The sequence below is a fragment of the Klebsiella sp. ME-303 genome, assembly GCF_007910085.1.
GTDB lineage: Bacteria > Pseudomonadota > Gammaproteobacteria > Enterobacterales > Enterobacteriaceae > Klebsiella > Klebsiella michiganensis.
On sequence record NZ_VOJB01000078.1, the window covers coordinates 36,865 to 49,668 of the forward strand.

The 12,804-nt window shown below is 56.6% G+C and carries 12 protein-coding genes, 1 tRNA gene and 1 pseudogene; 11 read left to right on the forward strand and 3 right to left on the reverse strand.

The window, feature by feature from the left end; all coding sequences use genetic code 11:
• Window positions 1-112: 112 nt before the first annotated feature.
• The 3 genes from FQK12_RS14600 to FQK12_RS14610 all read left to right on the forward strand — a co-directional run bounded on the left by FQK12_RS14600 (window position 113) and on the right by FQK12_RS14610 (window position 3,653).
• Complete coding sequence (locus tag FQK12_RS14600; RefSeq protein WP_014228241.1) at window positions 113-655, forward strand: hypothetical protein; 543 nt, start codon at window positions 113-115, stop codon at window positions 653-655.
• 9 nt (window positions 656-664) lie between these two features.
• Window positions 665-1,492, forward strand: a complete 828-nt coding sequence (locus tag FQK12_RS14605) for an MBL fold metallo-hydrolase (RefSeq protein WP_014228240.1) — start codon at window positions 665-667, stop codon at window positions 1,490-1,492.
• A 184-nt stretch (window positions 1,493-1,676) separates the two neighbouring features.
• Window positions 1,677-3,653: a glycosyl hydrolase family 28 protein gene (locus FQK12_RS14610; protein WP_014228239.1), complete on the forward strand. Its 1,977-nt coding sequence runs from the start codon at window positions 1,677-1,679 to the stop codon at window positions 3,651-3,653.
• Window positions 3,654-3,876: 223 nt separating this feature from the next.
• Here the strand turns inward: FQK12_RS14610 and FQK12_RS14615 are convergent, their stop codons facing one another.
• On the reverse strand, window positions 3,877-4,491 hold the full coding sequence (locus tag FQK12_RS14615) for an FMN-binding negative transcriptional regulator (RefSeq protein ID WP_038423285.1): 615 nt from the start codon (window positions 4,489-4,491) through the stop codon (window positions 3,877-3,879).
• Between the two features lie 332 nt (window positions 4,492-4,823).
• Here FQK12_RS14615 and FQK12_RS14620 point away from each other — a divergent pair.
• Window positions 4,824-4,964: pseudogene (locus tag FQK12_RS14620) on the forward strand (integrase); the annotation flags it as partial.
• An 18-nt stretch (window positions 4,965-4,982) separates the two neighbouring features.
• Here the strand turns inward: FQK12_RS14620 and FQK12_RS14625 are convergent.
• A tRNA-Arg gene (locus FQK12_RS14625) sits at window positions 4,983-5,059 on the reverse strand.
• A gap of 340 nt (window positions 5,060-5,399) precedes the next feature.
• On the opposite strand from FQK12_RS14625, the gene folD reads away from it, so the two are divergent.
• Together folD and ybcJ are read left to right on the forward strand one after the other, a co-directional pair.
• Complete coding sequence (folD, locus tag FQK12_RS14630) at window positions 5,400-6,266, forward strand: bifunctional methylenetetrahydrofolate dehydrogenase/methenyltetrahydrofolate cyclohydrolase FolD (protein ID WP_004099791.1); 867 nt, start codon at window positions 5,400-5,402, stop codon at window positions 6,264-6,266.
• Window position 6,267: 1 nt separating this feature from the next.
• Complete coding sequence (gene ybcJ, locus FQK12_RS14635) at window positions 6,268-6,480, forward strand: ribosome-associated protein YbcJ (protein WP_004099787.1); 213 nt, start codon at window positions 6,268-6,270, stop codon at window positions 6,478-6,480.
• Window positions 6,481-6,774: 294 nt separating this feature from the next.
• Here ybcJ and cysS read toward each other — a convergent pair whose 3' ends face one another.
• On the reverse strand, window positions 6,775-8,160 hold the full coding sequence (gene cysS / locus FQK12_RS14640; protein ID WP_014228237.1) for a cysteine--tRNA ligase: 1,386 nt from the start codon (window positions 8,158-8,160) through the stop codon (window positions 6,775-6,777).
• 173 nt (window positions 8,161-8,333) lie between these two features.
• Between cysS and ppiB the strand changes: the two genes are divergently transcribed.
• The 5 genes from ppiB to mnmH all read left to right on the forward strand — a co-directional run bounded on the left by ppiB (window position 8,334) and on the right by mnmH (window position 12,694).
• The gene (gene ppiB, locus FQK12_RS14645) at window positions 8,334-8,828 is read left to right on the forward strand and encodes a peptidylprolyl isomerase B (RefSeq protein ID WP_004099775.1); all 495 of its coding nucleotides are present in this window, start codon (window positions 8,334-8,336) and stop codon (window positions 8,826-8,828) included.
• A gap of 3 nt (window positions 8,829-8,831) precedes the next feature.
• A complete protein-coding gene (gene lpxH / locus FQK12_RS14650; RefSeq protein ID WP_014228236.1) occupies window positions 8,832-9,554 on the forward strand; it encodes a UDP-2,3-diacylglucosamine diphosphatase in 723 nt (240 codons plus the stop codon).
• 281 nt (window positions 9,555-9,835) lie between these two features.
• Window positions 9,836-10,345 carry a 5-(carboxyamino)imidazole ribonucleotide mutase gene (purE, locus tag FQK12_RS14655; protein WP_004130058.1) on the forward strand — a complete coding sequence of 170 codons (510 nt, stop codon included), beginning with the start codon at window positions 9,836-9,838 and terminating at the stop codon, window positions 10,343-10,345.
• Complete coding sequence (purK, locus tag FQK12_RS14660) at window positions 10,342-11,409, forward strand: 5-(carboxyamino)imidazole ribonucleotide synthase (protein WP_014228235.1); 1,068 nt, start codon at window positions 10,342-10,344, stop codon at window positions 11,407-11,409. Before purE ends, purK begins: the two co-directional genes overlap by 4 nt.
• Window positions 11,410-11,614: 205 nt before the next feature.
• Window positions 11,615-12,694, forward strand: a complete 1,080-nt coding sequence (gene mnmH, locus FQK12_RS14665; RefSeq protein WP_014228234.1) for a tRNA 2-selenouridine(34) synthase MnmH — start codon at window positions 11,615-11,617, stop codon at window positions 12,692-12,694.
• Window positions 12,695-12,804 lie beyond the last annotated feature (110 nt).

Sequence of the window (12,804 nt, forward strand, 5' to 3'; positions counted from 1 at the left end):
TCAATGATGAAATGTCATTGAGTGGTGAAATAATATCGTTTTATAGCGCTTAATGCCCAACGTAGCATGATCAAACGTCAATAACATCATTCCATCATGCAGAGGTCAGCCCATGTTATATATCGTTGAGTGCAGCTACGCCGACCCGCAAAGCGAAGCCGGCTGGAACAGGTTTTACAGCGAGGACAAGCTGCCTGCGCTGGTGTCCGTCAGCGGATTCCGCGCCTCGCAGCGCTTCAGGGCGCTCTCCTCCGGCTGCCCGGTCTATCTTGCTATTCATACCATCGAGCATGGCGATACGCTCGCCAGTGAAGCGTATCGCCAGAAAGGCGGCGGCAGCTTTTCCCGCTGGCAGGCGCATATTCGCGACTGGCGGCGAAACCTGTATCGCTACGGCGGCGTCTTTCCCGCCGTCGCTGAGGGGGATGTTTTGCTACTGAGCCCCGAGCCGCTGGACGTCGTTGAGTCGGAACTGGGATATCCGCCGACAAACCTTTCGGCCGCCGGGCTGGATAACAACCCGCCGCAGCGCGTGGCGTACGTTCTGCCGCGCCGGGAAGGCATGCTGCTGGCGGGACGGGAAAACGTCTCGATGTATGAGCCCATGGCCGGTCAGTTGCAAAGCCCGACTGAAATACAGCCCCCATCACGCTAAGAGGTTGATATGCACAAACCCGCTTTTCTCTCCCGCCAGATTGGCGATTTTCAGGTGACGCCCCTCAGCGACGGCAGCATGGCCGCTGGCCTGGCGCTGCTGTCGGGTATTAATATCGACGATGCCGCAGACATTCAGCGCAGCGCGGGCGTCATTGACCCCGGCAATATCGACATTAGTGGCTATCTTATTCGCGGTCGGGGAAGGACGATTCTGGTCGACGCGGGTACGGGAAGCGGCGTGCTGGAAACCAGTCTGCGAGCGGCGGGGAGTGCGCCAGACGACGTGGATACTGTCCTGCTGACTCACGCTCACCCGGATCATATCGGCGGCCTGCTGGATGCCAACGGCGCGCCGCGCTATCGCCACGCCCGTCTTTATCTGCACCCTCTGGAAGCCGAGTACTGGCAGGACGACGCCATGCTAAACCGGGCCAATGCGCGGGGGCAGCGCAACTTCACGCTCGCCCGCCGCGCCCTGGACGCCTATTCCCGCAGCCTCGGTTTTCTGGATGAGCGCGAGGCCGTCGCGGGTATCCGCCCGCTATGGCTACCCGGGCACACGCCGGGCCATAGCGGGTTTCGCATCGACGCCGCGGCGCAAAGCCTGCTGATTTGGGGCGACATCGTCCATTTTCCGCATATTCAGACCGCCCGACCCGCCGCCGCCGTTGCTTTTGATTGCGATCCCGCGCAGGCCAGAGCGACGCGGGAAGCGATCCTCGCCCAGGCCGTCAGCGAAAACCTGCTGATTGCCGGTATGCACCTTGGCGGGTCGGGATTTGCGCATATCGTACCGACCTCGCATGGCTATCGTATTCAATATTCCGCGCCGTAAAGAGAAAGCGGGCCGGAGGTTAACGCCCTGGCCGCCTTTTCTTATCCAACAACGCTTTATTTTTCACCTGCTGAAAGATTGAACTGACTCGCGTTTATTTTTTGCCATAAATATAAAATGTCATTTTATTTTAAATGAATTTGTATTTTGTTTTTTACAGGCGATATGACATTAAGGGAAATTTATGCGCAATACCTTTGGACCTTCACGCAGTATGCTGGCGCTGGCTATCGCGCTGGCTGGCCTCGCGGGCGGCTGTAATGACAGCGGCGGCCCCCGCGACAATCAGCAGGATGCGCCCGCCTCCGCGCCGCAGAATGTCTTCGTTCCCGCGCTTTCTGCCGATGAAAATAGCCTGGTGCTGGTTTGGGAAAAACCGGAATCAGAGACGCAGCAGGTGGTGGACTACGCGATTTACCGTCAGGGCGAGCGGCTGGGTCTGGCGCGCGAAAATCAAAACCATTTTTCACCGGCCAAACCCTATATTGATAACTTCTATCAGCGGGTCGCCAGCGACGGCTGGCAGCAGCCAATCGACTTGCGTACCTTTACGGTCACCCACCTGGAGCCGGATACGGAATACGCATTTACGGTGCGCGCGGTCTACGCCAATGGCAAAGAGTCGCCGGATAGCGCGGTGATTAAAGCGCGGACCAGCAAAACGCCGCACATCATCGAAGCCAGCACGTTCGGCGCGAAGGGTGACGGCACCACGCTGAATACCCAGGCGCTGCAGCAGGCGATCGATAGCTGCACCGTCGCGCACTATCCTCAGGGCTGTAAGGTGGTGATTTCCGACGGCGAATTCAAAACCGGCGCGCTGTTCCTGCACAGCGATATGACCCTGGAGATTGCCGCTGGCGCCACTCTGCTGGGTTCAGACGATCCGGCCCAGTACCCGCTGGAAAAAGGCTATTACCTCTATCCCTACAGCGACCATCCGCAGCCCCGCCGCCCGCCGTCATTAATTAACGTGCTGGAAGCGGACGATAAGGGCGAGTCTCCGGCCGGGACGTTTCGCAATATTCGCATCGTCGGTCAAGGCACGATTGACGGCAACGGCTGGACCCGGGGCGTCAAAAGCGGCGGCGAGGCCACCATCATCGACGAAATGGGGAACGCGCTGCCGCAATACCGGGCCAGCAATGCGGCAAAAGTCAGCGCGGACGGCATTCTGGCAAAGCATCAGACCGAAGCGGCTATTGCGGAAGGCATCGAAAGCAATAGCGCCTATAAAAATCGCCGCTCCAGCCTGATGACCCTGCGCGGCGTGCAGAACCTCTATCTTGCCGGGCTGACGATCCGCAACCCCGCCTTTCACGGCGTGATGGTGCTGGAGTCAAAAAATATCACCCTCAATGGCCTGGTCCACCAGACCTTTGACGGCAATAACGCCGACGGCGTCGAGTTCGGCAATAGCCAGAATGCGCTGGTTTTCAACAACTTCTTCGATACCGGAGATGATTGCGTCAATTTCGCCGCCGGGTTTGGTAAAGGCGCGAAAACGTTTCATCAACAGCCGCAAAGCGGGGCGTGGATCTTTAATAACTATTTCCGCAAAGGCCACGGCGCCGTGGTGACCGGTAGCCACACCGGCGCGTGGATCGAAAACGTCCGCGCCGAGGATAACGTCATGTATATGACCGATGTCGGCCTGCGCATGAAAAGCCGCCCCTACTATGGCGGTGGGGTGCGGGATGTGTTGTTCCGTCATAATGCGATGAAAGATATCGCCAAAGAGCCGTTCGTTTTTACTATCAAATACAGCGCCGACGTGAATGATACGACCCCTGCCGACGAGCCCGCTCAGTTCCGCGACGTTCAGGTGCAGGACGTCACCGTCGATGGTACTTCGGCTAAGCACAGCATCCTGATTGACGGCATGACGGTAGCCGAAATGGCAGAATCATTTGGGCTGACCTATTCTCGCGATGCCTATCACCAGAATCTGCGTTTTTCCAACGTCAGCTTCCGTAATACCAAAGCGACCAGTATCTCCTTCCTGCACGACAGTCAGTTTGATGAGGTGACGTTCGCCAATACGCCGCAGGCCTGGGCTTTTTTCGCCGTCAATGACGTGACGCTCGCTGACAGCCTTCATCAGCAGAGCATTACCAGCGGAGAAAATGACAAACTTATCCTTGAGGGAGCAATGAAGTAATGGCGTTCCCGGCGGCGTAAGTCGCCGGGTTTAACCGAACTCACCCCTGATTTAAACGGCGTTTCCCTATGCTTTCTTCTGATAAACGCGGCGCTCAAATTCAATTTCATTATCCTTCCGACAAGCCGCTCGCGAGTACGTTTTTCCGGGATGGTTGATTCAATACATTACGTAAGGTGTAAGTATTTTCCTCCAACATAAATAATAGAGCGAAGTATCGCTTTTAAACGCCAGTACCTTTCTTCACCTTAAGCATATAGTCAGCCAGCGCAACGGACTCTGAAGATTGGCTGTTGATTAACCCCTGCAGCGTTCCTCGCTGATCGGCCTGAGAACGATGCTGCCCCAGCTTTTCTTTGGCCTGAAACTCCTCAATTTCAATTTTGAATCCAATAATATTTTTTAATTTTTCTTCGATAAATGCCTTTGGCATAACGTCTTTCTGCGCCTGAAGGGTTGGTTCATGTTTATGAACTAACGCATCCATCACCGTGCGCAATTCATTGACGGGTACAAGGCTTACCGTGCCATAACAGTGAATGGCGGTATAGTTCCATGTTGGCACCGCGGGAGAAGTTTGATACCAGGTTGGAGAAACGTAACTATGGGGCCCTTGAAATATGGCGAGAACCCTCTTTCCGTCAAAGTCTTTCCATAGAGGATTCGCACGGGCCATATGGGAAAGAAGAATTCCCTGCGATGAAGAACTACGATCGAGGATAAAAGGAAAATGGCTGGCGTTGAGGGTGGGTGAAACGACTAATCCAAAGCTATAAGTGTCAATAAAATCAAAAATATGCTTTTTATCTGATAGCTTCATTGCATCAGGTGTATACATTTTTTACCTCATCATGTTGACCCGCCAGGTAGTTTCTTTGAAAAGATAACGCCCCCTTTTTATTAAGCAATGATTTAGTGTATCAAAGCGTTGGCGCCAGGGAACGTCATCCACTTCGCTTCCCCTTATTGCACTGGTTAGTAATATTTTTTGTTGTTTTTATCGTTTTAGTTAGAATTGTATAAAGTTTTTATATTTTTTTAATGATATTAATTATCAACACCTTTTTAACCAATTGAATATAATGATCTTACATAGATATACACATTCTGTGTTCGTATTATCTACATATTGATCTCTTGCCAGACTATTGTGTTTTTTTGATCTACCGGGAAAGCATCGAAATGGTACGCCGTTATGCCCAGCTGGCGCCTAACCATTTAACGGAACACGCAAGGCAAATTGACTCGATTTTTGCAGAAGATGTCCCAAATGTGTTCCATGAGAAAACATCAGCGAGAGGAGGAAGTTAATAACTTATTGATTTTAAATGGTACGCCCTACAGGGTTCGAACCTGTGACCTACGGCTTAGAAGGCCGTTGCTCTATCCAGCTGAGCTAAGGGCGCATTGAGAAGCGAGCTTCATGATGTGCAATCGCCGGAATTATACGGTCCACGCCTGATGAGTCAATGTATTTTGCCGCGAAACTGCGCTTGCCTGTGCAGGCTGGCGGCTTATGCCGCAAAAGCAGTATAAAGTTTATCCAACCTTATGTTTCTGCACGTTAACCTTTCTTCGACTCCCGGGATCCTTTTTGCGCCATTCGCAGCGCGGTCAGGCCCGTTTTTCAGCCTCTGCAACGCCAAAGAAAGATAAAATCTTAAACGAAGACTGACAGCGGGGCTGGCTTCTGACAAAATATCGCCATCCCCCTTTCGTAAAGATACAGATGGAATCCTCTCTCTGATGGCAGCAAAAATTATTGACGGTAAAACGATTGCGCAGCAGGTACGCTCTGAGGTTGCGGAAAAAGTGAAGGCGCGCGTTGCGGCCGGATTTCGTGCTCCAGGGTTAGCCGTCGTGCTGGTCGGCAGCAACCCGGCATCGCAGATTTATGTCGGCAGCAAGCGCAAAGCGTGTGAAGAGGTAGGCTTCGTCTCCCGCTCGTACGATCTCCCGGAAACCACCAGCGAAGCGGAGCTGCTGGAACTTATCGACACCCTGAATGCGGATAGCGCCATCGACGGCATTCTGGTCCAGCTGCCGCTGCCCGCCGGCATTGATAATGTCAAAGTGCTGGAGCGCATTTCGCCGGACAAAGACGTTGACGGTTTCCACCCGTATAACGTGGGCCGTCTGTGCCAGCGCGCGCCGCGTCTGCGTCCGTGCACGCCGCGTGGGATCGTCACGCTGCTTGAGCGTTACAACATTGATACCTACGGCCTGAACGCGGTGGTCATTGGCGCCTCCAATATTGTCGGACGCCCGATGAGCATGGAGCTGCTGCTGGCAGGCTGCACCACCACCGTCACCCACCGTTTTACCAAAAACCTGCGTCATCACGTCGAAAATGCCGACCTGCTGATCGTGGCTGTCGGTAAACCGGGCTTTATTCCGGGCGAATGGATTAAAGAAGGCGCGATCGTGATCGATGTCGGCATTAACCGCCTGGAAAGCGGCAAAGTGGTCGGCGATGTGGTCTATGAAGATGCCGCCGCGCGCGCATCGTACATTACGCCAGTTCCCGGCGGCGTCGGCCCGATGACCGTAGCCACCCTCATTCAGAACACGCTGCAGGCGTGTGAAGAGTATCACGATATTCAGGAGGCCTGAGATGGCGAATTTTTCTTTAGGCAAACACCCGCACGTTGAACTGTGCGATCTGCTGAAGCTGGAAGGCTGGAGCGAAAGCGGCGCGCAGGCTAAAATCGCTATCGCCGACGGTCTGGTCAAAGTCGACGGTGCGGTGGAAACCCGTAAACGCTGTAAAATCGTCGCCGGTCAGACGGTCAGCTTTGAAGGTCAGAGCGTTACCGTTACCGAGTAACACGTTCAGGCGCCGCAGCCGGCGCCTGTCCCCCCACCCCGACAGATGATCTCTCGTTTTTCTGCACTTCAGTCAGCGCCGCCATCTTCCGATATCACGTCCTGTGTAGCACAGCCGCTCCCCTGGCTGCCTCCGGCAACCTGCACTTCCGCCTGATACCTCTTCTCCCCGACGAACGCTGCAGCCGCTGGCCGGGAACGAACGCAGGCGAAATCAGGACCGCGCTTCGTTTCTTAGCCTGAGTCAGGGCAAAAAAATGCCGGGGATGGCCCCGGCTAAAAAGAGAGAATGAGACTACTTACGGCGCCAGGTGGTGCCCTGCGGGCCATCTTCCAGCACGATGCCCATCTCGTTGAGACGGTCACGCGCGGCATCCGCCGCCGCCCAGTCTTTCGCTTTACGGGCGTCCAGACGCTGCTGGATCAACGACTCAATTGCCGCCACTTCCCCGTCGTCCGCCTGCGCGCCGCTCTGCAGGAAGGCATCCGGCTCCTGTTCCAGCAGCCCCAGTACCGAAGAGAGCTTGCGCATATGCGCGGCCATCGCGTTGGCCGCGGCGGCATCTTCGGTTTTCAGGCGGTTAACCTCACGCGCCATATCGAACAGCACGGAATAGGCTTCCGGAGTATTAAAATCGTCATCCATCGCTTCGATAAAGCGCGCCTCAAACGCCTCGCCGCCGGCCGGCTCTGCGGTTTTGTCGGTTCCGCGCAGCGCGGTATACAGACGCTCCAGCGCGGAACGCGCCTGCTTTAAGTTCTCTTCGCTGTAGTTCAGCTGGCTGCGATAGTGGCCGGACATCAGGAAGTAGCGAATAGTTTCCGCGTCGTAGAACTTCAGCACGTCGCGCACGGTAAAGAAGTTGCCCAGCGATTTTGACATCTTCTCGCGGTCAACCATCACCATCCCGGAGTGCATCCAGTAATTGACGTACTCGCCGTCGTGGGCGCAGGTGGACTGGGCGATTTCGTTTTCATGGTGCGGGAACATCAGATCCGAACCGCCGCCGTGAATATCAAAATGGTTGCCCAGCTGTTTGCAGTTCATCGCTGAACACTCAATGTGCCAGCCTGGACGGCCCGCGCCCCACGGCGACGGCCAGCTTGGCTCGCCCTCTTTCGACATCTTCCACAGCACAAAGTCCATCGGGTTATGCTTGACGTCAACGACATCAACCCGCGCGCCGGCCTGCAGCTGATCGAGATCCTGACGCGACAGCTGACCGTAGTTCGGGTCGGTCGGCACATCGAACATGACGTCGCCGTTGTCGGCGACATACGCGTGGCCTTTGGCGATCAGCTGCTCGGTAATCTCAATGATTTCCGCGATATGGTGGGTGGCCCGCGGCTCCATATCCGGGCGCAGGATATTCAGCGCGTCGAAGTCTTTGTGCATCTCGGCAATCATGCGATCCACCAGCGCAACAAAGCTTTCGCCGTTTTCATTAGCACGCTTAATGATTTTGTCGTCGATATCGGTGATATTGCGCACGTACTTTAGCTTGTAGCCCAGGAAACGCAGGTAGCGCGCGACCACATCGAATGAGACGAAGGTACGGCCATGGCCGATGTGACAGAGGTCATAAACGGTAATACCACACACGTACATGCCAACTTCCCCGGCATGGATAGGTTTAAATTCTTCTTTTTGGCGCGTCAGTGTATTAAAAATTTTTAACATCGAAGATTCCGTGTAGACGTGTGTGGATATAAGTCGCGTATTCTAACCTTAATTCAACCCCGAAGCAGCACACATTGCAAGGTGATCCAACCCCGCGGTTATGCTATAACAGCCCCCTATATCTCACCCGACTCCGGGTGCAGGCACCACAATCATCGGAACAGGATGCAAAAATGGTTACTTTCCACACCAATCATGGCGATATCGTAATCAAGACGTTTGACGACAAAGCGCCGGAAACAGTTAAAAACTTCCTGGACTACTGTCGTGAAGGTTTCTACGACAACACTATTTTCCACCGTGTAATCAACGGCTTTATGATTCAGGGCGGCGGTTTTGAGCCGGGCATGAATCAGAAAACCACCAAATCTCCTATTCAGAACGAAGCGAACAACGGTCTGAAAAACACCCGCGGTACGCTGGCGATGGCCCGTACTCAGGCGCCCCACTCCGCCACCGCGCAGTTCTTCATCAACGTCGCCGATAACGACTTCCTGAACTTCTCCGGCGAAAGCCTGCAGGGTTGGGGCTACTGCGTATTCGCAGAAGTCGTTGAAGGGATGGACGTGGTCGACAAAATCAAAGCGGTCGCCACCGGCCGCAGCGGCATGCACCAGGATGTGCCGAAAGAAGATGTTGTGATCAAAAGCGTCACCGTTAGCGAATAATTCGTGGCGACACTTTTTATTGCGGATTTGCATCTGCAAACGGAAGAACCGGCGATTACCGCCGGTTTTCTGCGCTTTTTACAGGGGGAAGCCCGCAGGGCGGACGCCCTGTATATCCTCGGCGATCTCTTTGAAGCCTGGATCGGCGATGACGATCCTAACCCGCTGCATCGGCAAATCGCCGCAGCGCTCAAAGCGCTGGCCGATTCCGGCGTCCCATGCTACTTCCTTCACGGCAACCGCGACTTTCTCGTCGGCAAGCGCTTTGCCCGCGAAAGCGCGATGACCCTGCTGCCGGAAGAGAAGCTTCTCGACCTCTACGGGCGCAAGGTGCTGATTATGCACGGCGACACCCTCTGCACCGACGATGCAGGCTATCTGGCGTTTCGCGCGAAAGTGCACAATCCCTGGATCCAGCGCCTGTTTCTGGCCCTGCCGCTGTTTATCCGCCGCCGTATCGCCACCAGAATGCGCGCCGACAGCAAAGCGGCCAACAGCAGCAAGTCGATGGAAATTATGGATGTGAATCCCCAGGCGGTCGTTGACGTTATGGAAAAACATCACGTTCAATGGCTGATTCACGGGCATACGCACCGTCCTGCCGTCCATCCGCTAGAAGCCAACGGTCAATCCGCGTATCGCGTGGTGCTCGGCGCCTGGCATAGCCAGGGCTCTATGGTCAAAGTGACGCCAGAAGACGTTGAGCTGATTCATTTTCCTTTCTAGCCCCCGGCAAGGGCTGATTCTTTATTTTCCGCGATTTATCCGGGCCGCACGATGAGCGCGTTGTGCAAATCTACCTGCTGGTGATGGGCATTCTTATGCTGACCCGGGGACGGGGGCTGGTTTTACTTTTTGCCCGCTCATAACCGGCGCGTTTCATCGAATACCGACAACACAAAGGCGGCTGGCCATGCGCACGCAACCGTTTTCCTTGCCGGGAGTTCATGCTATTCTCTGTGGCCTCTAAAGCAGTGTGAAACACACCCACAGGAGTTTTAAGACGCATGTCTTCCCGCAATAATTCGGCGCGTATCGCCATCGTGATGGGGTCCAAAAGCGACTGGGCTACCATGCAGTTTACCGCAGAAATCCTTGATGCCCTGAACGTTCCGTACCATGTCGAAGTGGTCTCCGCCCACCGCACGCCCGATAAACTGTTCAGCTTCGCCGAAGGCGCGGAAGAAAACGGTTTTCAGGTGATTATTGCCGGTGCCGGCGGCGCGGCGCACCTGCCGGGCATGATTGCGGCGAAAACGCTGGTGCCGGTGTTAGGCGTGCCGGTTCAGAGCGCGGCGCTGAGCGGCGTAGACAGCCTCTACTCCATCGTCCAGATGCCGCGCGGCATCCCGGTGGGTACGCTGGCCATCGGCAAAGCCGGGGCCGCCAACGCCGCCCTGCTGGCGGCGCAGATCCTCGCCCAGCACGATGCGGAACTGCACCAGCGCCTCAGCGCCTGGCGTCAGGCGCAAACCGATGACGTGCTGGATAACCCGGATCCGCGGGGTGCGGCATGAAGCAGGTTTGCGTTCTCGGCAACGGCCAGCTCGGCCGGATGCTGCGCCAGGCCGGCGAGCCGCTGGGTATCGCGGTCTGGCCGGTCGGTCTGGAAGCCGACCCGGAAGCGGTGCCGGTACAGCAAAGCGTGATTACCGCAGAGATTGAACGCTGGCCGGAAACGGCGCTGACCCGCGAGCTGGCGCGTCATTCCGCCTTCGTTAACCGCGACGTTTTCCCGATAATCGCCGACCGCCTGACACAAAAGCAGTTGTTCGATAAGCTGGCGCTCGCCACCGCGCCGTGGCAGCTTCTGGCGGATAAAAGCGAATGGCCTGCGGTATTCGCCCGCCTCGGGGAGCTGGCTATCGTTAAGCGCCGCGTCGGCGGCTACGATGGCCGCGGCCAGTGGCGTTTGCGGGAAAATGAAACCGCGCAGCTGCCGGAGGATAACTACGGCGAGTGTATCGTTGAGCAGGGCATTAACTTCTCCGGCGAGGTGTCGCTGGTCGGCGCTCGCGCCCGGGACGGCAGCACGGTCTTCTATCCTCTGACCCGCAACCTGCATCAGGACGGTATTTTACGCGCCAGCGTCGCTTTTCCGCAGGCCAATGCCCGCCAGCAGGCGCAGGCGGAGCAGATGCTGTCGGCGATCATGCATGAGCTGGGCTACGTTGGCGTGATGGCGATGGAGTGTTTCGTCACCGCTGATGGCCTGCTGATTAACGAACTGGCGCCGCGCGTGCACAACAGCGGCCACTGGACGCAAAACGGCGCCTCCATTAGCCAGTTCGAGCTGCATCTGCGGGCGATTACCGATCTGCCGCTGCCGCCGCCGGTGGTAAACAGCCCGTCGGTGATGATCAACCTGATCGGTACCGATCTGAACTATGACTGGCTGAAGCTGCCGCTGGTGCATCTGCACTGGTACGACAAAGAGGTACGTCCGGGTCGTAAAGTCGGCCACCTGAACCTGACCGACAGCGATACCGACCGCCTGAGCGCGACGCTGGAAGCGCTGAAGCCGCTGCTGCCGCCGGAATATGCCAGCGGTATCTTCTGGGCGCAGGCGCAGCTGGCGTAATCCTCTCTCCTTTATCCCGGCTTGCGGCGCGCTGCGCCTTAGCCGGGCTACCCAACTTGCCAGCCCCACGGATGCTTAAATCCAGCCATTCCTGACGCTATTCAGCGATACACCGTGAAAAATCAATTCAGCAGGGCGCTCACCGCGTACAATAGAAGAATTATCGCGTCGAGCGACGCGTCTGAATGACATAACGGTTTAAATGATGGAATTAGTACCACAGAATATTCGGCAGATTCTCGCCAGCGATACGCCGCTGATTGACGTACGCGCCCCGGTTGAATTCAGGCAAAGCGCCATGCCCGCGGCGATCAACCTGCCGCTGATGAACGATGACGAGCGCGCCGCCGTCGGCACCTGCTATAAGCGTCAGGGGCCGGACGCCGCCCTCGCGCTGGGCCATCAGCTGGTCAACGGCGAGATTCGCGCCCGCCGCCTCGCCGTCTGGAAAGAGGCCTGCGCGCGCTATCCCGAGGGCTACCTGTGCTGCGCTCGCGGCGGCCAGCGTTCGCATATCGTCCAGCAGTGGCTGAAGGAAGCGGGCGTGGATTACCCGCTGATCGTCGGCGGCTACAAAGCGCTGCGCCAGGCGGCGATACAGCTTACCGAAGAGCTGGTGCAGCGCCCTATCGTACTGATCGGCGGCTGTACCGGTAACGGTAAAACCCAGCTGGTCGGCGCTCAACCGGACGGTATCGATCTCGAAGGGCTCGCCCATCACCGCGGCTCTTCATTTGGCCGAACCCTGCAGGAGCAGCATCAGCAGGCAACCTTTGAAAATCACCTGGCCGTGGCAATGCTCAAAAAGTCAGGGCAGCAGACGCGCTGGGTGCTGGAGGATGAGGGGCATATGATTGGCGCCAATCACCTGCCGGAGTGCATGCGCCTTCGCATGGCGCAGTCGCCGCTGGCGGTGGTGGAAGATCCGTTCGCTGTCCGTCTTGAACGGCTGCGGGAAGAGTATTTTGCGCGCATGCATCATGATTTCCTGGCGGCCTACGGCGAAGAGCAAGGCTGGCAGGCGTATAGCGAATATCTGCATCATGGTCTGTTCGCGATCCGCCGCCGCCTTGGGTTACAGCGTTTTGCCCAGCTCACCGCCCGGCTTGATGAAGCCCTGCTTGAGCAGCAGCGAACCGCCAGCACCGAAGCCCACTTCAGCTGGCTGGTTCCCCTGCTGAACGAGTATTACGATCCGATGTACCGCTACCAGCTCGGCAAAAAAGCGGAGAAGATTATTTTTCGCGGCAGCTGGCAGGACGTCGCCGCCTGGCTGGCGGAGTAATCACATTCTCTCCTGTCCCGGCTTGCGGCGTAAACGCCTTAGCCGGGCTACGGGTCCGCAGACGGCGATGAACCTGTAGCCCCGGTAAGCGCAGCGTCACCGGGGAAGTG